This is a genomic window from Streptomyces sp. Edi2, from assembly GCF_040253635.1.
GTDB lineage: Bacteria > Actinomycetota > Actinomycetes > Streptomycetales > Streptomycetaceae > Streptomyces.
Genome location: NZ_JBEJGX010000003.1, coordinates 4,920,401 through 4,943,667 on the forward strand (window position 1 = coordinate 4,920,401; position 23,267 = coordinate 4,943,667).

Annotated in this window: 31 protein-coding genes; 6 read left to right on the forward strand and 25 right to left on the reverse strand. The window is 69.6% G+C overall.

Annotated elements, in window-relative coordinates; all coding sequences use genetic code 11:
* Positions 1-4: 4 nt before the first annotated feature.
* From ABR737_RS25220 to ABR737_RS25240, 5 genes are all read right to left on the reverse strand, one after another.
* Positions 5-1,021, reverse strand: coding sequence for a major capsid protein (locus tag ABR737_RS25220; protein ID WP_350252486.1), 1,017 nt, complete (start codon positions 1,019-1,021; stop codon positions 5-7).
* Positions 1,022-1,041: 20 nt separating this feature from the next.
* Entirely contained in the window at positions 1,042-1,692 is a 651-nt protein-coding gene (locus ABR737_RS25225) for a hypothetical protein (protein ID WP_350252488.1), read from the reverse strand.
* A 462-nt stretch (positions 1,693-2,154) separates the two neighbouring features.
* On the reverse strand, positions 2,155-2,352 hold the full coding sequence (locus tag ABR737_RS25230; RefSeq protein WP_350252490.1) for an Rmf/CrpP fold protein: 198 nt from the start codon (positions 2,350-2,352) through the stop codon (positions 2,155-2,157).
* A gap of 11 nt (positions 2,353-2,363) precedes the next feature.
* Positions 2,364-4,625: a phage minor capsid protein gene (locus ABR737_RS25235; RefSeq protein ID WP_350252491.1), complete on the reverse strand. Its 2,262-nt coding sequence runs from the start codon at positions 4,623-4,625 to the stop codon at positions 2,364-2,366.
* Positions 4,626-5,080: 455 nt separating this feature from the next.
* On the reverse strand, positions 5,081-6,499 hold the full coding sequence (locus tag ABR737_RS25240) for a phage portal protein (RefSeq protein WP_350252492.1): 1,419 nt from the start codon (positions 6,497-6,499) through the stop codon (positions 5,081-5,083).
* A 111-nt stretch (positions 6,500-6,610) separates the two neighbouring features.
* On the opposite strand from ABR737_RS25240, the gene ABR737_RS25245 reads away from it, so the two are divergent.
* Positions 6,611-7,060 carry a hypothetical protein gene (locus tag ABR737_RS25245; RefSeq protein ID WP_350252493.1) on the forward strand — a complete coding sequence of 150 codons (450 nt, stop codon included), beginning with the start codon at positions 6,611-6,613 and terminating at the stop codon, positions 7,058-7,060.
* Positions 7,061-7,080: 20 nt separating this feature from the next.
* Here ABR737_RS25245 and ABR737_RS25250 read toward each other — a convergent pair whose 3' ends face one another.
* Complete coding sequence (locus ABR737_RS25250) at positions 7,081-8,355, reverse strand: PBSX family phage terminase large subunit (protein WP_350252494.1); 1,275 nt, start codon at positions 8,353-8,355, stop codon at positions 7,081-7,083.
* Between the two features lie 3 nt (positions 8,356-8,358).
* Positions 8,359-8,877: a helix-turn-helix domain-containing protein gene (locus ABR737_RS25255; protein WP_350252496.1), complete on the reverse strand. Its 519-nt coding sequence runs from the start codon at positions 8,875-8,877 to the stop codon at positions 8,359-8,361.
* Between the two features lie 66 nt (positions 8,878-8,943).
* Here ABR737_RS25255 and ABR737_RS25260 point away from each other — a divergent pair, with 66 nt between their 5' ends.
* Positions 8,944-9,534 carry a DUF4145 domain-containing protein gene (locus ABR737_RS25260; RefSeq protein ID WP_350252497.1) on the forward strand — a complete coding sequence of 197 codons (591 nt, stop codon included), beginning with the start codon at positions 8,944-8,946 and terminating at the stop codon, positions 9,532-9,534.
* A 128-nt stretch (positions 9,535-9,662) separates the two neighbouring features.
* Here ABR737_RS25260 and ABR737_RS25265 read toward each other — a convergent pair whose 3' ends face one another.
* From ABR737_RS25265 to ABR737_RS25315, 11 genes are all read right to left on the reverse strand, one after another.
* Positions 9,663-9,956, reverse strand: coding sequence for a DUF6207 family protein (locus tag ABR737_RS25265; protein WP_350252498.1), 294 nt, complete (start codon positions 9,954-9,956; stop codon positions 9,663-9,665).
* A 113-nt stretch (positions 9,957-10,069) separates the two neighbouring features.
* Positions 10,070-10,363, reverse strand: a complete 294-nt coding sequence (locus tag ABR737_RS25270; protein ID WP_350252500.1) for a hypothetical protein — start codon at positions 10,361-10,363, stop codon at positions 10,070-10,072.
* A gap of 80 nt (positions 10,364-10,443) precedes the next feature.
* A complete protein-coding gene (locus tag ABR737_RS25275) occupies positions 10,444-10,941 on the reverse strand; it encodes a hypothetical protein (RefSeq protein ID WP_350252501.1) in 498 nt (165 codons plus the stop codon).
* Positions 10,942-11,005: 64 nt separating this feature from the next.
* On the reverse strand, positions 11,006-12,142 hold the full coding sequence (locus ABR737_RS25280; RefSeq protein WP_350252503.1) for a hypothetical protein: 1,137 nt from the start codon (positions 12,140-12,142) through the stop codon (positions 11,006-11,008).
* An 81-nt stretch (positions 12,143-12,223) separates the two neighbouring features.
* On the reverse strand, positions 12,224-12,376 hold the full coding sequence (locus ABR737_RS25285) for a hypothetical protein (RefSeq protein ID WP_350252504.1): 153 nt from the start codon (positions 12,374-12,376) through the stop codon (positions 12,224-12,226).
* Positions 12,377-12,530: 154 nt separating this feature from the next.
* Positions 12,531-13,358 (reverse strand): hypothetical protein, encoded by an 828-nt coding sequence (locus ABR737_RS25290; protein WP_350252505.1) that lies wholly within the window; start codon positions 13,356-13,358, stop codon positions 12,531-12,533.
* 38 nt (positions 13,359-13,396) lie between these two features.
* Positions 13,397-13,690 (reverse strand): hypothetical protein, encoded by a 294-nt coding sequence (locus ABR737_RS25295; RefSeq protein WP_350252507.1) that lies wholly within the window; start codon positions 13,688-13,690, stop codon positions 13,397-13,399.
* Entirely contained in the window at positions 13,687-13,902 is a 216-nt protein-coding gene (locus ABR737_RS25300; protein ID WP_350252509.1) for a hypothetical protein, read from the reverse strand. The genes ABR737_RS25295 and ABR737_RS25300 overlap by 4 nt, the downstream gene beginning before the upstream one ends.
* A complete protein-coding gene (locus ABR737_RS25305) occupies positions 13,899-14,291 on the reverse strand; it encodes a hypothetical protein (protein ID WP_350252510.1) in 393 nt (130 codons plus the stop codon). Before ABR737_RS25305 ends, ABR737_RS25300 begins: the two co-directional genes overlap by 4 nt.
* 96 nt (positions 14,292-14,387) lie before the next feature.
* Complete coding sequence (locus tag ABR737_RS25310) at positions 14,388-14,864, reverse strand: single-stranded DNA-binding protein (RefSeq protein ID WP_262039813.1); 477 nt, start codon at positions 14,862-14,864, stop codon at positions 14,388-14,390.
* Positions 14,865-14,867: 3 nt separating this feature from the next.
* Positions 14,868-15,446, reverse strand: a complete 579-nt coding sequence (locus tag ABR737_RS25315; RefSeq protein ID WP_350252512.1) for an HNH endonuclease signature motif containing protein — start codon at positions 15,444-15,446, stop codon at positions 14,868-14,870.
* Between the two features lie 80 nt (positions 15,447-15,526).
* On the opposite strand from ABR737_RS25315, the gene ABR737_RS25320 reads away from it, so the two are divergent.
* The gene (locus ABR737_RS25320) at positions 15,527-15,691 is read left to right on the forward strand and encodes a hypothetical protein (RefSeq protein WP_350252514.1); all 165 of its coding nucleotides are present in this window, start codon (positions 15,527-15,529) and stop codon (positions 15,689-15,691) included.
* On the opposite strand, the gene ABR737_RS25325 is transcribed toward ABR737_RS25320, so the two are convergent.
* The 7 genes from ABR737_RS25325 to ABR737_RS25355 all read right to left on the reverse strand — a co-directional run bounded on the left by ABR737_RS25325 (position 15,664) and on the right by ABR737_RS25355 (position 20,285).
* A complete protein-coding gene (locus tag ABR737_RS25325) occupies positions 15,664-16,362 on the reverse strand; it encodes a zinc finger domain-containing protein (RefSeq protein ID WP_350252516.1) in 699 nt (232 codons plus the stop codon). The genes ABR737_RS25320 and ABR737_RS25325 overlap by 28 nt on opposite strands.
* Entirely contained in the window at positions 16,359-16,676 is a 318-nt protein-coding gene (locus ABR737_RS25330; RefSeq protein WP_350252517.1) for a hypothetical protein, read from the reverse strand. The genes ABR737_RS25325 and ABR737_RS25330 overlap by 4 nt, the downstream gene beginning before the upstream one ends.
* Positions 16,677-17,364: 688 nt before the next feature.
* Entirely contained in the window at positions 17,365-17,967 is a 603-nt protein-coding gene (locus ABR737_RS25335; RefSeq protein WP_350252518.1) for a hypothetical protein, read from the reverse strand.
* A complete protein-coding gene (locus ABR737_RS25340; RefSeq protein WP_350252520.1) occupies positions 17,964-18,560 on the reverse strand; it encodes a hypothetical protein in 597 nt (198 codons plus the stop codon). Before ABR737_RS25340 ends, ABR737_RS25335 begins: the two co-directional genes overlap by 4 nt.
* Positions 18,557-19,645 carry an ERF family protein gene (locus tag ABR737_RS25345; RefSeq protein ID WP_350252522.1) on the reverse strand — a complete coding sequence of 363 codons (1,089 nt, stop codon included), beginning with the start codon at positions 19,643-19,645 and terminating at the stop codon, positions 18,557-18,559. The genes ABR737_RS25340 and ABR737_RS25345 overlap by 4 nt, the downstream gene beginning before the upstream one ends.
* The gene (locus tag ABR737_RS25350; RefSeq protein ID WP_350252524.1) at positions 19,642-20,022 is read right to left on the reverse strand and encodes a hypothetical protein; all 381 of its coding nucleotides are present in this window, start codon (positions 20,020-20,022) and stop codon (positions 19,642-19,644) included. The genes ABR737_RS25345 and ABR737_RS25350 overlap by 4 nt, the downstream gene beginning before the upstream one ends.
* 56 nt (positions 20,023-20,078) lie before the next feature.
* A complete protein-coding gene (locus tag ABR737_RS25355; RefSeq protein ID WP_350252525.1) occupies positions 20,079-20,285 on the reverse strand; it encodes a hypothetical protein in 207 nt (68 codons plus the stop codon).
* Positions 20,286-20,767: 482 nt separating this feature from the next.
* Here ABR737_RS25355 and ABR737_RS25360 point away from each other — a divergent pair, with 482 nt between their 5' ends.
* Genes ABR737_RS25360 through ABR737_RS25370 form a run of 3 tightly spaced genes read left to right on the forward strand, consistent with a single transcriptional unit; the run spans position 20,768 to position 23,256 of the window.
* Complete coding sequence (locus ABR737_RS25360) at positions 20,768-21,196, forward strand: XRE family transcriptional regulator (protein ID WP_262039825.1); 429 nt, start codon at positions 20,768-20,770, stop codon at positions 21,194-21,196.
* Positions 21,197-21,217: 21 nt separating this feature from the next.
* Complete coding sequence (locus ABR737_RS25365) at positions 21,218-21,586, forward strand: hypothetical protein (RefSeq protein ID WP_350252526.1); 369 nt, start codon at positions 21,218-21,220, stop codon at positions 21,584-21,586.
* A complete protein-coding gene (locus ABR737_RS25370; protein WP_350252527.1) occupies positions 21,583-23,256 on the forward strand; it encodes a recombinase family protein in 1,674 nt (557 codons plus the stop codon). Before ABR737_RS25365 ends, ABR737_RS25370 begins: the two co-directional genes overlap by 4 nt.
* The last annotated feature ends 11 nt before the right edge of the window (positions 23,257-23,267 follow it).

The window sequence follows — 23,267 nt, forward strand, 5'->3', positions numbered from 1 at the left end:
TAGCTCACCGAACCTTGATGTTCCGCAGCACTGCGGCGGCCTTGGTTGCCTTGAGTGCGACGGCGACGGGGCCGAGTTCGACCTCGCCGCGCTTGACGGCGTAGGCGGTCGAGAAGTCCGGCAGCCACTGCTGCACCAGGTTGCCCGCGGTGGTGGTCACGCCGTGGAAGCCATCGAGGCCGAGACGCACGGCGTACAGGTCGGACAGGCCGGCGACCGGGGCGGCCTCGCCGTCCTCCCCTGCGGCGATCGGCCGAACATCCGCGGGGATCACGGGGTCGCTCGTGCCTGCCTTGGCGCCGAGGTCGATAAGCGGGATGCCGTCGTATCCATCGATGGTGCGGCCGAACGCATCCTCGCTTCGGGTGTAGTAACCCGCCCTGCGGGCGAGGGACTTCACGCGCGCGATGGTCTGCTTATTGCCGAGGATCGCGGACGGGGTGCCGTCGAGCAGGCCGAGGAATTCGTCGATCAGGTCGAGGGCGTCGTTAGCTCGCGCGCGGTCGTCGCCGAGGGCTTCGCCGGTCCAGTCGTGCACGGTCTCGGCGCCTATCTCGGTCGCGCTACCGGCGAGGGCAACGTCGAGGCCGTCGAAACCGGTCTCGCCGTTCGGGGTCGGAACACGCTCGCCGTTGATCACCTGGTCGGAGAAGAACGCGTTCGCGCTCTTGATGGTCTGCCCCATCTGAAGCGTGACCTCGTTGGTAGCGGCCGGGCCGAGGTTGGCGAGGACACGGTCAATCTCGAATGCGCCGCCGAGCGGCACCAGGTCGACGGAGTAGCGGGCGCGCCGGGCCTGGGCGATGTCGTACTCGGTGTTGTAGGGACGGAACGCGGCGCCGCGCTCGGCGACCAGCCGCGTGTACCCATAGGTGAGTGTCGCGCCGCCCCCCGCGGGGTTGACGGCCTGGTCAAAGGTGAGATTGTCGAGCAGCCAAGACGACTTACGAAACTCGTCGATGACCGTGAGGTCGATGTCGTCGAGGGTGTTGAGCTTGGCTTCGGCGAGGGTGATTGCCATAGGTGAGGGCTCCTATCAGGTCAGCCGCTGAGGCGGGCGGCGATGGCGTCGTACAGCGTCTTGGGGCGCTGTTCGGCGGCGGGCGGGCTGGTGAACTCCGCCCCTCCGCGGGCGGGGCCGGTCGCCGCGGCGGCGAGCTTCGGGTTTGCGGTGACGGCGGCCTCGATGGCGGCCTGTATGGCGGCGGTGTCGTTCGGGTCGAGGCCGTCGAGGGATGCGGCGAACGTCCGGGAGTCGAGCAGCGCGTCGGCGTCGCCCCCCGCTGCGGCGGCGTGCCGGTAGACGGCGAGTTCGACGGCGGTCTGTCGTGCCTGCGCCTGTGCGGCGGTGAGCTGCTGCGTCAGCTGCTCCGGGGTGGCCTGCTCGTCGTCGGTGATCAGGCCGAGAGCCTTGCCGATGTTCTGCGTGAGCTGCTGTACGGCCTCGTCGGCGGCCTTCTGCTTGGCCGTTACGCGCTGCTTTCCGGCCTCGGCGCGAGCGGCGGCGAGGTCGGATTCGAGGCGGGCAATGGTCGTGGCGGTGTCCTCACCCTGTGCCGCGGCGGGTGCTGCGGGTGCGGCCTGGGCAGGCGTCGGGGTCGGCGCGGTGCCGGTTGGGGCCTGCCCGGTCGGCGCCGTTGCCGGGTCGCCCTGCGGCGCGGCGGGGGCGCTGGTCGTCGAGGTGTCGCTCATGGGTGCACTCCTGGTGCGGGTGGTCGCCGGCTCCTGGCAGGCGCTTGCGGACATGCGAAAGGGACCCGCTTCTGGCGGGCCTAAGAAATTGCTGGTGAGCTGGAGTGGTCAGCCGGCTTACGCCTCGGGTGCTGCTTCCGGATGCGGCTGAGCATCGGTTGGCTCAAGGTAGAGGCATGGTGAATGTCGTCATGCTCACCACGAACACCTTCCCCGGCCTCGATGTCACAGAGGTGCATGGTTTGGTGTGGGTCCGGCATTGCTGGGATGAGAATTGCCAGGACCCTGCAAACGAGGCAGGGGAACGCCTAGCGGAACATGCCGGGGAGCTGGGCGCCAATGCCGTGCTTGGACTTCGCATTGCCCCTATTCCTCGGGTGTCTGGTGGGACATCCCCCACGGGGATGGGATCATCCGGGCGGACATGGACGGTAGTGGACTACTTCATGTATGGGACGGCGGTCACCGTTGCCCGTCGTGCTGCCCGTTGAGTCCTGAGGTAGCTGTGCCGGAACTCTTCGCGCTCTGCGCATAGCCTTTGATCCACGCCCGGCGCAGCAGTGATGCGCGGGGGTAGGGGCACACGGTCACCGGTTGGCCAGTCTCGCCGGCCTCGGCGCCCTTGAGGATCGCCTCGACGGCCTGCTCTTTCGGCCCCATGCGCGCCCCCCTTACCGCTTGCTCTGCTGGTCAGATTCATTCTTGCGCGCGCCCTCGGCCCATCGCTGGCGCTGGCCGGTGGCGGCCTCGATGAACTCGGCCTGAGTCAACCGTCCATGCTTGGCCCACCACTCCTTGAGTTCGTCTGAGGCGCGCGCGTACGCGATACGCGCGGGCCCACGAAACAGGCCGACAGGGTCAATGCCGGCGGCGCGGGCCTTCTTGTTGAGTAGATAGCCGCGGCAGTCCTGTTCGGCCTTGAGGAACTGGTCATAGACGTACTCGTCGTACATGGCGCGGGCCTGCGCGCGGGTGATGCGCGGGCCGTCCTCGTGCTGCTCCTCCTCGCTGCCCGGCGCCGCGACTGTCTCGTCGCCTGCGACCACTTCGGCCCAAACGGCGTCATCGGCGAGGCGTCCCCAGTCGTCCGGGGGCGGGGCGGGGTCGAGCAGTTGGGCGAGCTGGTTGCGGTCGGCGAGCAGGTCGTCGACGGGGTCGCCCGTGTCGGCCGGCGGGGGGATCGGCGGCGGGCCTTCCGGTACGGCGGGGGCGCCGGGCGGGGGCTCGTCGCGGCGGTCCATCTCCGCGGCGATCCTGAGAAGTTCCTCGTTCGTGGCGTACTGCATGGACCATGCGAGTTCGTCGTCGGATACCTGCGTGAGGTCGTCGAGCAGGCGCCCGCCGGGGAACAGGCGGGCGAGCAGGTCGCGGCGGGCGGCCTCGGCGGCGATCTGGGCGAGCGTTGCCGGGTCGGCGCCGCGGGCGCGGGCGGCGAGGTCGTGGTCGGACAAGCCGACCAGCTCGGGCGACACGCCTGGTAGGTGGGCGGCGCGGTCGCGCCGGTCCAACTCCGCCATGACTCGCAGTGCGTCGCCGTCGTCGAGGTGCTGGTAAGCGCGCGCGAGTTCGCCGTCGCTGAACTGCGTCAGATCGTCCGCGAGGGTGCCGCGGGACGCGATGCGGCCGAGCAGGTCGTCGAGGTCGCGTCGATCGGCCTCGACCTCGATGCGGTTGCGGGCGCGGTCGTCGAGCAGGCCGGAACCTTCGGCGGCGGCGAGCTGGTCGTCGCCCATCTCCCGTACGGTCTGCTCGTCGCCCGACCACACACGTGCGGCGTCGGCCTGCTCGGGCGTCGCCTCGCGGCGCTGCTCGGGAAGGTTCGATGCGCCCGGCTGCTCGCGGTGCCGCAACCGACGTAGGTCCGGGTGCGCGGCGAGGTGGTCGCGCATGGCGCCTTGCCACTGGCGCACTCTGAGTCGTGCGGCGCGTGTCGCTTCGGGGGTGACGGCGGCGGCCTCGCGTCGCTTGTACTGCCTGATCTTGCGCTCGATCGCGCGCTGTCGCTGCCCTGCTTCGTATCCGGCGGGGTCGCTCTGGGCGTCCTCGACGCGGGTAAGTCCTGGGGTATACGCGCTCACGCTGTGTCGGCAGTTGGGATGTTGCAGCCCTGCGAGGCGCGCCTCGTCGAGGTTGCCGGCGACGCGCACGGGGATCATGCGGCCGTCGTCGATGGCGTGCTCCACCTCGACCGTGCGCTCGCCGGTCGGCCCGTCAATGGTCAGTACGCGGCCCTCCCACGGGCGGCACAGCGGGCATTCGCGCGGGGAGTCGGACACGATGACCAGCTCGATACCGGCGTCGGACAGGGTGCGCATGTGCGCTTCGGTCGCGGCGCGGGCGACGGATGTCCGTACGGCCATTTCGGCGTACGAGGTGAGTTGCCAACGGCGGCCGGCCTTGTCGACGAACGCGCGTATGCCGGCGTCGGCGAACCTCCGCATGGCGTCCTGCGTGGCTTGCCTGCGGGTGCCGGTGCCCAGTAGAGGCGTGGCGGTGACCTCGGCGACGACCGCCCGGAAGATGTCGAGGACGGCCCGCAGAATCGAGCGGTGCGTCGAGGTGACGCGGTCGACGGTTTCCTGTGCGAGGCGGTCGACGGCCTGTGCGTTGGGCGTCACGTCGTCGACCAGGGCGCGCGCCTGATCGGACAGGGCGCCGATTTCGGCGACCGCGGCCCGGTGCCCTTCGTTGTATGCCTCGGCCACCACATCGAAAACTTCGAGGGTTACGGCCTTGCCCAACTCGTCGACGATGCCCTGTGAGGCTCGGCGTAGCTGCTGGATGGCGGCGAGCTTGCGCTCGGCCCACCCCGGGGCATCGAGACCGTCGGCGAACTGGCGAGCGATGATGCCAAGTAGGCGTTCCTCGGCCGCGGCGTACAGGTCGCGGGTGCGATCGGCGAGCGGTTCAACCATGCCCGGATCGATTGGCACGTTCCCCCTCCCCGAAATATGCCTCGCGCCGCATACTTCAATACCCGACGTGCCCGTATTTTCCCGGAGGCGGCTAACGAAGAATAATTTTCACCTGGCCCCCCTTGAGGGAAGGAGATGTTCTGTGTGACCGTGAGATAGCTGGTTGGTGATCTTGGTGGAAGGCTGGGAGACAAGACATGAGGAATTCTTCGAATCGCGGAAAGTCGCGCAAGCATCGTTCCTGGTGGACGCGCGTCAAGCTGGTGGCGCCTGGGATAGCAATTTGCTGCGGGCTAACGACCGGGTTATTCACTGTCGATCGGGCATGTGCCGCCCCTGTTCACTCAATCCAGCTCGCGCAGTCACTCTGTGATCGGTTCGACTTCGCCCCGATACCGGTCGTTCCGCCCGCCACTCCTAAGTGAAGGTGAGGAATTACCGCGGTTGCATATATGCGGCACGCGAGACGGAAATTACCCATTCATAGGAAACGTGCCTACTGGGTCGGGCGCGGCTGCTCCGGTCTCGGCGAGGATCGCCGCTACCTCGGCCTGTACCGCGGTGTCGTCCCAATCGGGATGAACAATCTTGACCTTCGTCGCGGTACTGACAGCGCCGGCGCGGGCGAGCAGGTCGAGCGTGGTCGCGGTGGCCTGCTCGGATTCCGCGACCCCGTCGCCGAACTCGACGCGCGGGCGCGCGGGCGTGATTCGCCTGCCGAACTGGGCGGCGTCAAGCTGCAACATCACATGCAGCATGTCGGCGACCCCATGTCGCCAGTACCCGGCCTTCTTCCGGCGGGTCACCATCGACCGTTGGTCGCGGCTGTCGACCTCGGTCGCGGTGACGGGCTGACCGTCGCCATCGAGGCCGAACGACTGCGGCGAGTATCCGGCGGCCTGTGCTGCTTGCCGAGTGATCGCCTCGGCCGTGGCGCGGTGCTCCTCGACCCTGATGTCGAACTGACTCAAGGTGATGCCGGCGCCTTCGTTGGGCGGCATCTTCAGGGAGTGCCATACCTCGCGGTCGTCGTCGAACGATGCCCCATTACCGGGGCCTTCGTTGCGTAGGTAGCCGTCCGGGACGATCAGGCGGGCGCGGGCGAGGCGGATGTCGCGCATCCAACTCGACCACGTCTCGTCGAGCGCGTCGAACAGGTCACGAATCGGGGCGTCGTAATCGCTGCGCCCAATCTCCGAACCGCGGTGCAACCTGTTCGGCAGCATGTTGGGGATGTAAGCGGCGGTGAGGTCGCGTATCCCGGTGGGAATGCTGACCCCGTCGTCGCTGAGGGAGTCGGCGAGGTCGGCCGTTTCGGGGTGCTCGGCGAGCGGGACGGCGCGGCCGACGTTGTCGACGGTGCCCTCGTACAGGGCGTGCAGGATGCGCCCCGATTCGTGGCGCTCGATGTGGCGCCATACGGTCGCCTCGGCGCTGCCTGGGAGTTCACGCCAGAAGTTGACGGCGCGCAGCATCCCGAACCGGAACTCGGGCAACGCTCCGTCCGGCTGCATGACGGTCAACAGGGGCCGATCGACCAGCTCTCGATCCCACGTGGCACGTAGGAAGACCCCGGACAGGGCGGCGGCCTGTTCGGCGGCGCCGAGAAACGTCTGTTGTGCGCGGCCCTCGTCGAGCAGCTGTTCCAGGCGGGCCTGTGTCGCGGTGTCCTCGACGGTGATCGCTGGCATGTCCGCGAACAGCAGATCGGCACTCGTCGACGCGATGTCGCCGGCGAGTGGGACATGTAGCCGGTTGTCGCGCCGGTCGACTTGGTACTCGACCGAGGTGCGCCCCCACAGGCGGCGACGCTCGGTGGGGCGCGACGCATTGGCGTATACGCAGATGAGGCGGCGAGGGTCGCCGCTGTACCACGCGTCGTTGACGCGCATCTCGTTGTAGTACGGAGCCCACTGCGGCGGGGGCCACGGGGCGCCAATGTCGGGCAGGGGCATGGGACCTCCAATGGCGATCTTTCGAGTCCCTGGCGTATCTTCCGACGCATGGGTGAACAGCCGTATACACGCAATGAGTTGAGCGGCAGTGTTGAGGGGCACGTAGTGCAGGCGGGGGCCGTCCACGGTGACGTGGTCTTCCACTCGCCCGCACAGGGCCCGACTCCGAAGTACGTAGAGACTTTCGAGCGCTTGGCGGCCAGGACTGAAGCCCAGATGCGTGCTGAGGACGTGGCGGCGGCAGCAGCGGCGGACGCAAGGTCCAAGCGGCTAAGGAAGGTGCTGCGACGGAAAAGGGTCTTCTTTTGGTTGCTCTGGTCGTGCATCGCCTTTGGGGCAGCATGGGTGAAACTGGGGCAGGGCCAGGAGCACGGGAAAGCAACAATCGAAACGGTCTTCATCGGCTTTATCGTCACACTGCTCATGCTTCTGGGCTATGCGGGCGCTAAATACGAAATCCAATACGGCCGCCCATACCCGTGGGGCTCGCGTCGCTGAGAGCCTGTGATTGCAGCCCGTCATGTCTGAACGTGGTGGGTGTTTCGACGCCATTCGTGCGCGGTGGAGTGCACGACGTAGCGCAGTGCGTCGGCACTGTGGTCGTCGACCTTCAGTGGGGCGTCCTCGCCGCGCTCGGTGGCCTTCGAGTCCCAGCTGTAACCGGGCAGTTCGTCGAGCAGGCCGACGCACGACTCATGTACGAGCAGGCGGTCGGCGGCGAGCAGCGCGGCCACAGACCGGATGCCGTCGGCGACCTCGTTCGAGGCGCGGGCGATGCCCGGGTATCCGTCGGCCCACAGTTGTGTACTGAACGACGCGGCCGAGGGGTCCACGAATGTCCACTCGGGCGCGATGCCCGGCGGGGTGTCGGGGCCGGCGGCCGGGTGGCGCCAGTTGGCGAGCCACTTCCGTAGGGCGGCGCTGTACTGGGCGTCGGTCATGCTGCGGTGCGTGGCGCGGGAGTCGTGGCGCCACTCTGAGCACACGTACAGGCGGCCGTCGACGCCCTCGCCGAGTAGCAGTGCGGCAAACGGGTTGGTCGTGCCGTAGTCCAGCCCCACCCAGTAGCGGCATATCTCGGGCAGGGTGTCGATGACGTGCCGTGCCTCGTCCCACATGTCATAGATGGCGCCCTCGGCGACGCACCACGCGCCGTCGATCATGCGTCGGCGCCACAGCCCGACGTACTCGGCGGCGAGGTCGGCGACGTACTCGGGCGACAGGCTCGGGTTATCGGACAGCTTGAAGTGCCACGACCTGAGATTCAGCTCGCCCGCGCGGTCGAGATACGTCGTCTTGAGCCAGTGCCGCGGGCTGTCCGGGTTCGTCGTCGCGTACAGGCGCGCGCCGGGAACACTGAGGCGGGCGAGTAGCTGAGTCCAAAAGCCCTCGGGTACGAGGGTTGCCTCGTCGACGTACGCGAGTTGCGCGGTGAGGCCCCGTAGGCGGCCCTCGGCGCGGGTGTCCGCGGCGCCGATCAGGTGGACGGTGCGGCCAAGGATCGTGGCCGTGGTCGCGCCGCGGGTGTGCTGCACATGCCGGGCGAGGGGACCGAACAGGGCGGCGTCTTGCAGGGGTTCAAGGCAATTGCGTTCGATCGTTTGCAGGCTGCGCCCACAGATCACGATCAGTCCGGACGGGCCCGCGTTGGCAACGGCGATGACGAGCGCCAACAATGAGGCGATCGTCTTGCCGGACCGAACGGACCCGTGCCAAACGTTGATACGGGCCGTAGCGCGGCCGATGCTGCGCAACTGCTTACGAGACAGGGGCAGACGGTCGAGGTCGAGCAACGCTCACCCCCCGTCGGCGCCCCCGTCGTCGGTGTCGTCGGCGGCGGCCTGCGTCAGTGCCTCGCCGAGGGCGCCGAGCATCGAACGGACCTGGGCGGCGTCCTCGCCGCCCTCGGCCGGCGAGAGCTTGAGTGACTTCTCGATTGCTGTGCCGGCCGCGGCGAGGATTTGCCGTTGATCGCCGAACGTGGGTCGGTCGAGGCGGGTCTTAGACCAAACGTTGTCCTTGCCGCCGAACGCCCCGACGGTGCACGGCTCCCAGAGCTGCGCCCGCAAGTGCTCGGCGTCGGTGTGCAGCTGCTCGGCGAGCAGGGCGCGGCGGCCGGCGAGGTCGATGCGGCGCGCCTCGGTGGCGGCGACGACCTCGGGGCCACGCTCGAAAGTGAGACCGAGGGCGGCGGCGATCTTCGACACGGTCGAGGGCGAGCGGTTGATCGCTCGCGCGATGTCGTTCCGGGACCTCCCCGCGGTGTGCAGCCGGTGGACCTGCTCACGGTCGCGGTCGTCGATGGGGCGGGCCATGTCTCACCTCGATCACGATCCACTCTGCGACACCTGGCCAGGGGGCATGACCGTCAACATGGCGGGGTGGAAGTTGCAAAGCTGGTCTTGAAGTACATAGAGGCGCTGGTCTGGCCTCTCGTGACGGTCGTTCTCGTGTGGGCCTTGCGCGGCCATATTCAAGGGGCTTTGGCGCGCATGACGAGACTCGAAACCCCAGCGGGGGCAGTCGAGTTCGCAACGAATGCTCGCGAGATGCGGCAAGAGGCGGAAGGACTAGCTCAGGGGGAGGCCACGTCGAGGCAAGAGCCGCGCCCGACGGAGGATGACGGCCCGAGGTTCGGTGCCTTTCAAGAGGCGTGGGACGTAGCCACGGCCTCACCCATTGGGGCAGTCATCTCGGCTTGGCTTGTGCTGGAAGAGATTTGCCGGGAGACGCTTCAGCAGAAGAACGCCATGCCCGAGAGCAGATATAAGAATGGTGCCCCTCCCCTGCCCACTGAGCTGATTCGTGCGCTGGAAAGCATTGGCCTCTCGCCGCGCGGTGTCTCGCTCTTTCACGACCTGCGGCATCTGAGGAATGCATCGGTGCATGGCGATGTGGTGACCCCGGCGGCGGCGCGTGACTTCGTAGAGACCTGTCGATTCGTGGGTCGCGAGGTCTATGGGCTGCGCTAAACACCATCGCCTCGGGTGTGATCGCTGGTCACCTCTCGGCGACATATGAACGCCCCGCCGCACGGGGGGAGCGGTGGGGCGTTCGAGGGGTCGGCGTCCGTTTCTGGGCACGCCGAAGACGGGGCCCATTAGATCACGGAACGGTAACGGTTCGCAATGTGCATCCTGACGTGCGGGCGGCGGACTGCCAGCGTTCGGCGCGGTGTTGGCCGTCGGGTGATGTCGGCGTACAGGCTCGCGCGGGTGTCCTGCTCGGCGAGCTGTCCGCGTTCGCCTCCTGTCGACTCCCACAGGGTTGCGATGCGTGCGGCGGCAGCGCGGGCCGTGGCGAGGTCGTCGGCGGTGAAGTCAATGCGGACGATGCCGGGGCCCTGTGGCGCGGTGTCGGTCATGTCGTCGGGCACGCGCGCGCCGGCCGCCATGGTTCGCCAGACAGTGCGGATTCACGCGACCGGGTGTCGCGCACGCCTGTACGACGGGCCCGTGTCCGGTTGGGTGGTGCGCCCCGCTGTGTCGTACAGCGGGGCGCGGTTCGTCATACGGCCTGGTAAACCTGTCGGACGGGCCGGTACGGCTCGATGTTCGCTGAGGTGATCACGGGCGCGATGCCGGTCGGGTAGTGCCCGCGGTTCCACGCTTCGTAGTACACGTTCGCGGCGATCAACAGGGCCTGTCGGACGGCGGCGGATGCGTCGCATCCGGTCTGCATGATCACGCGCAGATCGTCGTACATGCCGTCGTCGAGGATGCGCACGGACAGAGATCGCCCGGTGGCGGGTGGGAGGTTCGAAGGGGTCGGCGGCTGCTGGGTAGGGTTGGTGTCGGCCATGGTGGGGGTTGCTCCCATCGTGGTTAGTCGGGCCCGTACGGCGGTGAGGTCGCCGGACCGGGCCCGCGCTGCTGTCTGGGCTACTGGGCGCCGCTCTCGGGGTCGGTCTGCCTCTGGCGCTCTTCGCGCAAGATGGTGTAAACGCGCGAGGTCGTGAGGCCGATCTCTTCGGCGATCCGCGGCACCTGCATGCGGTCGGCGGCGCGCACGACGATTCGGGGAGTCGCGGCGACGGCGGCCTCGGCCGCGACACGGAGTACGCGCGCGTCATTCAGCGTGAGGTCTTCGGCGAGGGTGTCGGTGAGCTGGTCGAGCATGCGGTCGCCTTCGGCCTGTTCGCCTTGCTCGGTGGCGCGGCGGGCGCGGGCGTAGCTCTTGGCCACCCATCGCAGGTAGTCGCGGCTGAGTGGGTCCTCGCCCTCTTCTGTGAGGTCTACTTCGGGGCTGTCGCTGGCTGCGATGATCTCGGCGCGCCGGGTGCGCTCGTACCGCTCGAACTCCGCGAGGATGCTCGCCTTCAGCTGCTCAATGGCGCTCCCCTCCTCGTTGGGGCCGGTCGGCCGGTTACTGGTGCTCATGCTGTGCAGCTCCTGTTAGGCGAGGACGGGGCCCGCCCTCGGTCGAGGGCGGGCCGATCGGTGGTCAGTCGGTCGACGGCCGGTGCGCGAAAGCGCATTGCGACGACTTGAGCATCTTCTCGACCTTCCAGCCGCGACGGCGCAGACGATCGGCGAGGCAGTCCAGTGCGGGGCCGTGCCACGGGGTGTCGCGCCGGATGATGCGCCCACCCTCCAGCCAGTACACGGCGACGCGGTCGCCTTCGCGGGGGTCGATCAGGTACCCGCGTACTTCCTGCTCGGCCTCGGTCGGCTCGGTCACGTCGTGGTGGTCGGTCATGCGCGCGACGGCGAGGCCGTCGAGGGCGGCGCGGGCCGCGATCACGTTGGGGTGTGTGGCGTTGGCTGGCGTGCTGCCCTCCGCAGTGCCCGCGTGCTCGACGACCACGCCCTCGACCGCTCGGGGCGCCGGGGTGTGGCGTGCGGCCTCGGCGGCGCGGCGGGCGTCGAACTCGGCCCGGTGCGTGGCACGGTCGGCGTCGGCCTTGTCGCGGATGCGGTCGAGGTTGCCGCGGCGGAAGCTGGCGCGCACAACGATGGGGGCGCGTCGCTCCTCGACGGCGGTCGGCGCGGTGGTGTCGGTCGCGCTGTTGTCGAACAACGCACCCTGCTCCGCGGGGAGTTCAACGGGGAACAGGCCGTCGTCGGCCTGCTGGCCGATCCACTCGCCCCGCCACGTGCCGTCGGCGGACTCGGCCTCGGCGACCTCGGCGACGGCCTGCTCGACCTCGACCTCGGCAGCGGCGAGGGCGCGGTCGCGGGCGCGCTTCTCGGCGGCCTTAATACAAGGGGTGCACAGCTCGCGGCCCCTGTTGAGCAGGTCAAGCAGGTCGAGCGGGTCGCTATCGCTGACGTACTCGGTGATCTCGCGCCCACACAGAGTGTCATCATTGGGCGAGTAGTGGATACGGCGGCCTGTGCCGACGATGGCGTACCGGACGCCTGCGCGCTCGGCGAGGGTCGGGCCGTCGGTGGCGCGGTCGGCGGCGACCTGTCCGGCCTCGACGCGGTCGCGCTTCTCGGCCTTGGCGCACGGGGTGCAGATCCGGACCGCAATGCCGGTGTTGGGGGCGTGCTGGAGTTCGCGCCCGCAGTAGCTCACGTAGGTGCCGGGCTTGGGGTAGTGGCCGGTGAGGCCGTAGCCGTGTGCGTAGGTGTCCATGGGGGTTGCTCCCTTGGTCGTTGGCGTGCCGGGTGAGGTCCGGCGGGGCCCGCCCCGATGCAGGGCGGGCCGGTGGTGGCCTTAAGCGGCCTTCAGGGACCGGAGGCGGTCGACCCACCACGCGCGCTCGCGAGACTGCTCTTCGTACAAGTCCCACGCATTGATCGCCTCGTAGCCACTCAGGGCGTGGTCGAACTCGGCGATCATCTGCTCGGCGAACGCGATCTCGTTCATTGGGGGTTGCTCCCTTCGGTTGGCCGGGTGAGGTCCGGCACTGATGTCACTGTAGCCACTTGTGAAGCGATTACACAAGTGCTTTGACAAGTGGCATCACAAAGGCGGTGTCGCTCAACGTCGTTGCCCCTGTGGGCCGTTGGGACGATCCGGGCTACGCCCCGGCGCCCCGCCGACGCGCGGAGAGGGCAACCCACAGGCCGACCAGATCGGCGCCCCGCCACGCCCGGCGCCGGCGCTCGTCGAGCAGGACGGGCGCGCCGCATGCCTCGCCGGTCGAGCAGGCGACCACAGGCTCGCCCCCGGGGTGGGTGTGGGCGGTGAGGTGTCCGTCGCACCAGGGGCACGGTTTGGCGAGGTCGGTTGTGCGTCCGTCGCGGCCGAGGGCGCGCTCGATTGTGCGGCGGGCCTCGCGCGCGGTCGCGGCGACCTCGTCGAGCAGGCGGGCGGGCACCGGCGCGAACAGGTCGTCGCCGTCGTCCTCGCCGAGGGCGCGGCCGGCTATCCACACGGCGGCCCAATGAAGTCCGTACGCGCGTGATCCGGGCGCGGTGGGCGCCTGGTAGTGCCACCGTGCGGGATCGGCCGCGTCTGCCTGGTCAGTGGTGAATCGGCCGCGGGCGTCGCGCGCGGTGCGGATGGGGCGTTGTACCTGCTCGGCGACGCGGTCGGCGAGGCTGAACAGGTCCCGTTCGACGGCGAGGGCGGCGTCGAGGGCGTCGAGGTTGAGCGGGGCGGGGTGCTCGCGGATGGTCAAGGGGAGTCGGCCGACGATGGGCTCGGTGACCTGCTCGTCGTCCTCGGTGTGATCGTCGGCGGCGAGCTGGTCGAGAAATCCGCGGCGCTCACGCGGGGGCCACTCCGCGGCCGGCCGCTGTCCGATGGCGGCGAGCAGGTCGCCCCACTGCTCACGTACGGCGGCGAGGTCGGCCTCGACACGGCGGGCGAGGGGCGAGGGGGCGTGGTCGAGGGGGGTCGTCATGGCGGGCGGCTCCCTTCCTGGAGTGCGGTTGGTGACTGTCAGGGCCGGGCGTCGCGCAGCGCGGCGAGGGCGCGGTCGCGGTCCTGCTCGGCCTCGGTGATGGCGGCCTCGGCGGCGCGGGTGCGCTGCTGCTCGCGGCGGACGGCGGCGGCCTGTCCGGCGGCCGATCGGCGGGCTTGGTCGCCCTCGGCGAGTTCGGCCTCGACGTGGGCGCGCAGTAAGTCGGACTCGGCCGCGGTGAGCGGTACGCCCCGCTGTACGCGGGCGAGCAGGACGACCAGGGACTCGCGGCGGGCGTCGCGCTCGGCGGCGCGCTGGGTGCGGCGGCTCACGGGTTGCTCTCCTTGGTGCATTCGGTCAGTGCGCGGCATGTGGTGCAGCTGCTCGGGCAATCGCCCTCGCCGCGGGCGAGGCGCAACAGGGCGCGGTCGGCATGGGCGCGGGTACGGCGGTCACCGAGGGGGCCGGGGCGGAATGCCAACAGGCCGAGGAACACGCCGGATGCGACGACCAGGGCGAGGGTTGCCCACGCTGCGCCGCTCACTTGCTGGCCCGGTCGTCAAGGCTGGTCGCGTGACGGTCGAGCACCTTGCGAATGCTGCCCATGCCGGTCAGCAGGCCCCGCGAGCTGCGGGTTACGCCATGTTGCTCGCGGGTCTCCGCGGTGTGCTGCTCGGCGAGGTGGGCGAGTTCGCGGGTGTGCGCGGCGAGCAGGACGTACGCGGTCGTGAGGGCGGCGGCCGGTGTGTACTCGGCCGGGTCGAGCAGGGCGTCGCGCAGTGCGGCGAGGGCCGGCGACTGCTCGTCGGCGCTGAAAGCGAGCGATGCCCGGGTATCAGCGACGGCCTGCTCGGCGGGCAACTGGGCGGCGACGCGGTCGAGCAGGGCGTCGAGGCCGGCCGGGCGGCGCGGGGCGGCGGGAACGCGGGTCATGGGGCATAGCTCCTGTCTCGGTTCGAGGCGGCGAGGCGCTGCTCGCGCGCGCGGGCGGGCCCGCGACCGGTCGCGCGGACCGGTCGCGGGGCCTTCTCAGAACGGGGGCTCGTCGGCGTGGTTCTGGGTCGCCCACGGGTCGTCGGCGGGCTGCTGGGCGTAGCTCTGGGGCTGCTGGCCGTACGGTTGCTGGGCGCCCTGGGTATTTCCGGTTGCCTTGGTGACGACGGCAGTTGCGCGGAGCAGGCTCGCGGCGACCTCGTCGGCCTGAATCTCGTAGCTGCTGCGCCTGGTCCCGTCGTTGGCGTCGTACTGGCGCTGGGTGAGGCGGCCGACGACGATCACGCGCATGCCGCGGGTGATGGATTCGGCGACGTTCTCGGCCTGCTGGCGCCACACAGCTACGCCGAGGAACAGAGGCTCGCCGTCCTCCCATTCGTTGGACTGGCGGTTGAACCTTCTCGGGGTGCTGGCAATGCGGAAGTTGGCGACGGCGGCGCCTCCGGGCGTGAACCTGAGTTCGGGGTCGTTCACGACGTTGCCGGTCATGGTGAATGTGGTCTCGCCACTCATGGGTTACGCGGCCCTTTCGAGGGTGTGGTCGGTGCAGGGGCGTATGGGCTCGACGGGGGCGAGCTGGGGGGCGCGCTTGGCGGCGCGGGCGGCGCGGCTGTGGGCGTTCTTGCACGCGCGGCACTTCCGGGTTCCGTTGGGCGCCCGGTAGGTGTTGGCGTCGTCGTAGGGGTGGCCCGCGGGGCAGTGCGTGACGGCGGCGCGGGCGGCGACGTGGTTCGTCGAGCGGAGGATGTTCACGCGGTGAGTGACGGCGTCGAGGTGGCCGGGGGCGACACAGTCTCGGCGCCGGCATCGGTGGTCGACTTCGAGGCCATCGGGTATGGGGCCGTTGGCCTGTTCGTAGGCGTAGCGGTGGGCTTTGACGGTGCGTCCGTAGGCCCAAAAGGTGCCGTAGCCCTTGTCATTGAGACTTCCGGTCCACAGGTGGCAGGGGCCGAGGACTCCGCGGATGAGCGGGAGGGGTCCGGCCGTGTCGACCTTCGCGGCGAACCGCTGGTCGGGCGAGGTCCGGTCCATAGTGCGTACCTCCTGCGGGATGTAGTCGGCCTGAATGTCCTTCCAGCGATGGTCAGTAACCATCCATGGATGGAAGATAGCGCGCATGCGTGGACCTTGGCCCAGAGATTTCGCCCCCTGTGGCGGCTGCTGGGCGGGGGCTCGTGCTCGGCGTCGACGATCGACCAGCCATGGGCGGACAGTTCGCTGACGACCTGTTCGGCGAGGTCTTCGGGGGGCTGTTCGGCGCGTTGGGCGTTCTCGACGGCGGCTCGGATGACGGCGATGGCGGCGGCCGGGATCATGCGGCCGGCTCCTGGGGCGTGTAGTGGTGTGCGGCGGCGAGGTCGAGGCGCGAGGGGTGCGCGGTGCGGCGCGGGTTGCGGCGGTGGTTCATGCACGGGGCGCCTGCCTCGGCGCGGCACTGCTGGTACGGGCACGCCACGTCGAGCGGGTCGGGTAGCCCCTCGGCGGCGAGGCGTTCGCGCTCGGCGCGGCGTGGGCGGAACTCGGCGAGGGCGTTCGCGACGGTGCGTGGGACGTAGTCGCCGAGGGCGGCGAGGCGCTGCTCGGCGAACTGGTCGCGCTCGTCACGTGTGCGCCCGCCGGTCAGTTCCTTGACGGTTGAGGCGGTCGCGGCGCCGGTGGCGACGGCGGTCCGGTCGGCGACCAGGGCGGCGCGGTAGGCGGCCGGGTCGTCCGGGTCGGCCGCGGGCAACGGGTCGTGGTGCCGGTCGACTACGTCGCGGCGGAAGTCGTGCCACTTGCGCGACACGTCGCTCGGCTTGATCGGGTAGGGGCTGGTCGCTATGTGGTGGCGCACGACCTGTGAGGCGTCCCAGTGGCGGCCGGCTGGGTGGGGCGCGGTCGGGGGTACGTCGGCGAGCAGGTCGGCCCACTGGTCGAGAACTTCCATGGCGGCGGCCTGGTCGGTGGGTGCGCTGCGGGGGTCGAGTTTGACGGCGTAGGCGAGCAGGGCGGCGACTTGTTCGCGGATCACTGGGCCGTCTCCTCCGGGGTGTTGGCGAGGGCGGCGGCGAACAGGTGGGCGGCTTGGGCGACTCGGCCGCGGCGCGGTCCGGCGGCGAGGGGGATCACGTCGGCGCCGGCCGCGGGGGTCTTGCGGATGTCGGCGAGGGCGAATTGCAGCGTTCCGCCAGTGACGGGCTTCGACGTGGTTCCGAGGCGGTCGAGGGCGGCCCACAACTCGCGCGGGGCGATGCCGTTGCCGAGGGCTTCCTCGATGGCGCGGCGAACGCTGGTCTTTCCCTGGGCGGTGGCGCGGCCGTAGCGCGTCCACCAGGCGGTGAACATCTCGGCCGCGGGCGCCTGCTCCCCCTGGGGGTAGGGGGGTTACTACCTCCGTAGGAGGTAGTAGGGGACGGGTCGGGTCGGGGGGACCGTGACGGGTCCATACCGTCACGTTGTGACAGGGCGCCCTGACCTGCGATGTCGCCGGGGAACTCGATCCGATTCGCGCGGCTTTCGAGATTTTCCGTCGACGGATCGTCGCTGATTCGCGGACGATTCGCCGATGAATCAGCGGGATTACATTCCTGGTTCCGCTGCTGGGCTGCCTTCTCGCGGGCCCGCTGCTGGCGCTCGGCGGCGGCGGCGCGATCGGTTTCGACCTTGGCGCGGGTCGGGTTGTAGATCAAGAAATCGTGCATGTAGTAGTCGCCCGGTGGCGGCTGCTTGCACTTGGGGTGTGGGCAGGTGTGGCCGTGCTCGTGCCACAGGCCGGCGGCGACCAGCTTTCGGGCCTGTGGGGCGGTGCCGTACAGCTGGGCGACCACAGCGGGGATGGCGCCCTCGGTGAGGTGCTGGGCGGCGTACGCGCCTGCACGGACCCACAGACCGAGCGCGGCATTACCCGCGCGCAGCAACTTGGGGTGCGCGTGCGTGGTGTCGTCGACCTTGAACCAAGACAAGGCGGGTGCTCCTTACAGGGTGCGGCGCCCGGGGCGAGGGGCCGGTCGGCTCGTCCTCGCCCCGGGGCCCGTCATGCGGCGGCGTAGTACGGGCGGGTTCGGGCGGGCTGGTGCTCCTCGCACCGCGAACCGCACGGGTAGGGGCGGGCCGGCTGGGCGCCGCACGTGGGGTTGCCGTGCCCGCAACTCGGCGGCTCGGAACTGGGGTTGTTGCACGCGTTGCAGTACCGCTTACCGTCGGCACGGTGGCGGCCGTGAACGGCTTGTTCGTGGTTGCACGACGGTGGCCGGTGCTCCATGCCCTTGACGGCGGCGAGGGCGGCGCGGTCGCGCTGGCGGGCGGCCTGGTCGTCGACGTGGGCAGGGTCGCAGCACTTCGGCCGGCCGCATACGGGGCGCACGGTGCCGACGGGCTCGCGTCCGGTCCGCAGGATGAACGCGGCCCGCGCGGCGGTGTAGTCGCGGCCCTGGTGGCGAAACCTTCCTCCCCCGGACGCGGGGCGGCCGGTCCACTCGCGGTGTCCGCCCTCGACGGCCCGCGTACGGGCGGCGAACGCCTTCGCGAGGCCGTCCGGGACATGGCGGGCAGGGGCGCCGTCGAACGTGACCTGTCCGGGCACGGGCGCGGGCGTCGGGAGGCTGAGCAGGCGCGCGGCGTCGTCGAGGGTCGTCATGCTGCTGTCCCTTCCTCGCGGGCGGTGAGGGCGGCGAGCTGACCGGCGAGGGCGCCCGTGCGCCATGCCTCGGCGGTCGCGTCCTTCCCGCCCTTGCGCCACGTGACGGCGTGCGTGCGGGCGCGGGTGGGCTTGATGGCGACCCCGGGCACGTCGTGAACGGCGTCGGCGACTACCTCGCCGGTCTTTTCGTCTACCTGCTCGGCGACGACCACGCGGGCGGCGCCGGCAGCGGCCATCTCGGCGAGCAGTTCGGCGGCCTTCCACGGCCGTACCCGGCGCACGATCGCCGTTTCGGTCCACTGCTCGTCGGGGAACGTCTGCCGGACCCATCGGGCGAACGCGTCCTCGTCGACGACAACGGGCCCGGTCTCGCCCTTGCGCAGACTGATCGTGGCGACGGTCTCGCCGCCGGGGAGGGTGGCGGCGACGCGCTCGACTCCGTCGCGCTCGGCGGCGGCGTCGAGTGCGCGCTGTGTGCGGGCCTGTACGTCCTTGCGGGCGACGACGACGCGCTCGGCGAGCAGCTTCAACGCGGCGGCCTCGACGGCGAGGTCGCGCAGCGACTCGGCGCTCTGCTCGGGGGCGGTCACTGGGCACCCCCGGCGCGGGCGTGTTCGAGCAGGTCGTCGCGCATGTCGCGCAGCTGGTCGACGCTGGCCTCGGTGGGCGGGCGCCCGTAACGGTTGGCGAACGTCTGGTCGGCCTCGGCGTTGTCAACCAGTCCGGCCGAGCGTGCAGCGTCATACATCTCGCCGAGCGCGGCGGCGTGCTCCTGATCGGCTGCGGCCGGCGCGCTGCGGCGCTGGGGCTGGCTGGCTGCGGTCCGCTTCTGGGCGGCGACGGCGTCAAGGCGCGCGAGGTAGTCCGCGGGGGCGCCGGCCCCGACGGCGGCGGCGCGCACCGCGGCGAACGCCTCGGGGCTCGGGGCCGCGGTCGCCTCGGCGAGATAGTCGCGCGACGGGTTCGCGGTGGCCTGCTGGGGCTGCTGCTCCCACGGGCCGGCCTCGGCACGGTTGCTGCGGCGCGGCTGCTGCCCGCGCTGCTGGCGCCGGTCCTGCTGTCGCCGCTGTCGCTGCTGCTGCTCGGCGCGGTGCTCGGGCGTCGGCTCCGCGGTCGGGTGCTGGCGGTCGGCGTCATCGATGCTGCGGCCGTCCACGGGCAGCATGAATAGGGTGAACAACAGGTACTTGAGGGCGGCGGACTGAGCTTTGTTGGTGCTCTTGTCGGCGTAGTCGAACGCCTCGCCCGGCACGTCGGCGAGCAGGCAGTCACCTGCGGGCCCGTAGACGCGATATCGCATGGTGATCACGGTCCGCGTCATCTTCCCGTCGCGCTGCTGCTGGTGCTCGGCGATCGTCGGCAGGATGAAAACGCCGTGCGTACGGAGCGGGCCGGCCATCGCCGACATCACGTCGTCGATGCCGCGAAAGGCGTAGTTCTGCTGTTCGTTGCGCTGGTTCTTCCCGACGGGCATCGCGTCGCGCATCACGGCACTTACCGCAGCGAACACGCGGGGCGCGTCGGCGGGGGCGCCGTCCGGCGCGGGTATGTAGACCACTTCCGGCGTGCGGGACGGGCCTGCGGCGGGGCCGGTGACAGCCTCGACCAGGCGCGCGAACAGCTCCGGGGTGACGCGCGGATCGGTAAGGGCGGTGGGCAGGGTGGTGACGGTCACGGGTGCGGGCTCCTGTTCTGTGCGGTGCAGGGGCGGATGTGGCGGGCAAGGCGGGTGATCCGGCGGGCAAGGGTGATCGCGTCTTCGGGGCCGAGCAGGTCGTCGAGGCCGACGGCGCTTGGGCACTGGTCGACCAGGGCCTCGCGCGAGGCGTCGGCCTCGGCGGCGCGCATGGCGCGCTCGTACTCGGCCATGTCCTCGCTCACGACGGCGTGATCAAGGCGGACGACGCTCGCCGCGTGGCGGGCGAGCATCCGGCCGAGGTCGTCAGGGTCCTCGGCGTACGCGAGGGCGAGGTCATCGAGCAGCTGCTCGACGCGGGCAGCGATGGGCAAGCGGACGGCGAGGCCGTCGGCGGACAGCTGAGGGAGAAACATCGGGCGCCTTCCTTGTGGTGGTGGCGTCGTGGGCGCTGCCGGGTGTCCTGCGTGGTTCAGGCGGCGGCGCGGTGCAGCAGTGCGCGCGCGACGCGGTCGGCGCGTATGGCCGCTTCGAGTTCGGCCAGTGAGGGGCCGTCGGGGACGTAGCAGGCGCGAGCTGCGGCCGGAGGAGTCATGCGGTCCATGGCGGCGCATCCGCTCTGCCATGCGAGGGCGGCGGCACGCATGGCCTGTCGACGGGTCAGGCTCGGCGCCGTCATGCGGCGCTCCGTGTCGGCTTGATCAACTGCCGGGCGGATACGCCGTAGTGGTGTTCAACTGCGGCGGCCAGTGCGGCAGATGGCGCGGTGTGTCCGTTCCACAGGCGCCATGCCGTGTTTCGTGCCACCTGCAAGCGTCTCGCCGTGTCTGAGGGGGAGCGGTCCCCTGCATCCTGGGCGGCTGCGATGAAGGTGGCGCGGTCGTACACAGTAAATGTCCTTCCAGGCGTGGATCGCTTTCTTCCAGGGCTGGAACGCTAGCACGGTGATCGAATCTGCGATCGAATTTTCAGCGGGGGCATGCGGGTTGAAATTCATACCGCGCGGCCGGTTTCTTATGCGTTGACATCGAGGTGACGGACGTTCAGAATCAGTCACAGATCGGCTAAGAGGAGGGGGAATCCGGCCATGGGGCGAACGTCGGCCACGCGTGGCCAGAACCTGGCGTGCCCGCAATTATCCGCGCGCGGTATGTTCCATCCATGGAACGAACAAACAGAACGCCCGAGCAGTTCGCCAAGTGGCTCCGAGACCAACTCACAAGCCGCGGGTACGACCTCGGCTCCCGCGGTGGCGGGCAAGGCAAGTTCGCCAAAGACTCAAAGATCAGCGGCGCAACCGTTAGCCGCATGCTGGGCGGCCACGGCGCTACAGACACACGCGTCCTCGCCCTACTCGCCGAGGCTCTACACCTGCCGCTTAGCGACGTACTCGTACGCGCCGGCATCCTCGACGAGGACGAACTTAAGGCCGTACGCCAGCCAGAGCTAGGCGCCCGCCGCATCACACCCGAGCAGGCCGCGACCGAACTCGGCATCGAAGACGACCAGGCGCGACGCGTCTTCATCTCGATGACCCAAACCCTGCAACGCCAGCCACCCCCCGGCAATGACGAGGGCCGCCTCGCATAGAACCAACGCCACGGAGGCACAGTGATCAGCCGACTCCTGCCCGCACTCACCCTCGCTCTACTCGGCGCAGGAATCGTGATAGGCGCCTTCGGCCTGCTCGGCGGAAGCGACAGCCTGATGCGGCGAGGGATCTTCCTAACCCTCATCGGCATGCCGCCGCTCATCGCTCACACCGTGCACAACGCGCACCGCGTCACCGCCGACCAGCTCGCCGAAGCAGACAACGCCGGCTACCGCCGTGCCCTCGACCATGTCGCCCGTGGCCTGCTTGACCAACACACCGCGCCGCCCCCTCGCGGCGGCGACTACGCCACCCCCGAGCACACCGCGGACAACGTGATCCACATCTGTCCGCTCCCTCACAAAAGAGAGGAAAAGAAGGCATTGTGACGCTGACGGAGACACCTGCAACGTTCCATGGCTCGCAGCGCAACTGTGAGCCATGGGTCGGTTACATCAGGGTCAGCACCTACTACGAAGACAAAATCAGCCCAGACATCCAGCGCGCCGCGATCAAGGCATGGGCCAAGCGCAACAACCGACACATCGTCGAGTGGATCGAAGACCTCGACATCTCCGGCCGCACCTTCAAACGCAAAGTCATGGGCGCACTCAAGATCGTCGAGGAGAAGCGGGCACGAGGCATAGCCGTCTGGCGCTACTCCCGATTCGGCCGCTCCCGCCACGGAAACGCCCTCAACCTCGCAAGACTCGAAAACGTCGGCGGCCGACTGGAGTCCGCAACAGAAGCAGCCGACACCACCACCGCATTCGGCCGCCTGCAAATGGGCATGGCGTTCAAGTTCGCCGAGTTCGAAAGCGACCGCATCGGCGAGCAGTGGGCAGAGACACGCGAACACCGCCGCGCACACGGCCTACCGTCCACCGGGGGACAACGATGGGGGTACATCTGGCATCGCCGCCGCCTCGACGAGAAGGGAGCCATCCATCCCGAGGCGTACCAGCCAGACGAGGAGCTGGGCTTACTCGCACTCGACCTGTACGAGCGGGCCGCCGACGGCCAACCCATGGGGTCGCTCACCAAATGGCTTGGCCGCAAGGGCTACGTAGGCACCCGCGGCACCCCATGGCAACAGACCGGACTCACCCGCTACATGGACTCCGGATTTCCCGCGGGATGGCTGCGCTACCACCCCGCCGACTGCGACTGTCCCCCAGCAGACCCAGACGGCAGCACTCACCGCGCCGCCCTGTGCAAAAAGAGAATCTTCATTCCGGGCGCGCAAGAACTCATCGTGAAAGAAGACGTATGGGAGGAGTACCAGCGCAGACGAAAGCTCGCCAGGGACAAGCCCTCGAACAACCGCGCCCCCTCCTACCCAACATCGGGACTGGTCGTGTGCGCACGCTGCGGCGGCGCGACGGCAGCCGGCGGAGGTGCCACCTACGGCGCCGGAAAGGTGCTCATCCGCAAGAACGGGTACGTCTTCCGATGCTCGGCCCGGAAGGACAACGCCACATGTGACGGCGTATACATCCTTCGCACGGTCGTCGAAGAAGCCGTACGCAAGCGCCTACGAGAGTGGGACGCGGAGATCGAGGTCGAGGCCGCCAAACTCGCCGCCGAGGCCGCGAACGACCCGGAGAACAAGCAGGAGGCACCCACCACAGCAGCCGGACGGATCGAAGCAGCCCGCAAGCGACACCGGGACAAGCTCAAAGAGATACAGGCCGAACTCGACAAACAAACGAGCCTGGTCTCGCGCGGCATCATCCCCGAAGACAGCTACATCCGGGAGCGCGACCGTCTCACGGAGGAACAGACCGGAGTCACTGCCGAGCTTGCTGAACTCGACGCAGCCACAGCCGACCCCGACCCGATCAAGGCCGACTATCTGCCGGTCATCCGCGGACTGGTCGACCGCTGGGAGATCACCCCGGTAGACACCCGCCGCGCCATGCTGCGCACGCTGCTGCGTGGAGTGTGGGCGTACCCGAAGATGACCGGACCGGACGGCGAGGAAACCGCGCCGTACGCGGTACCGGTGGCCGTGTGGGAAGAAGCCCCGGCCCCAATCGGACGGCGCGCTGCGGCATAACCGCAGGTCAG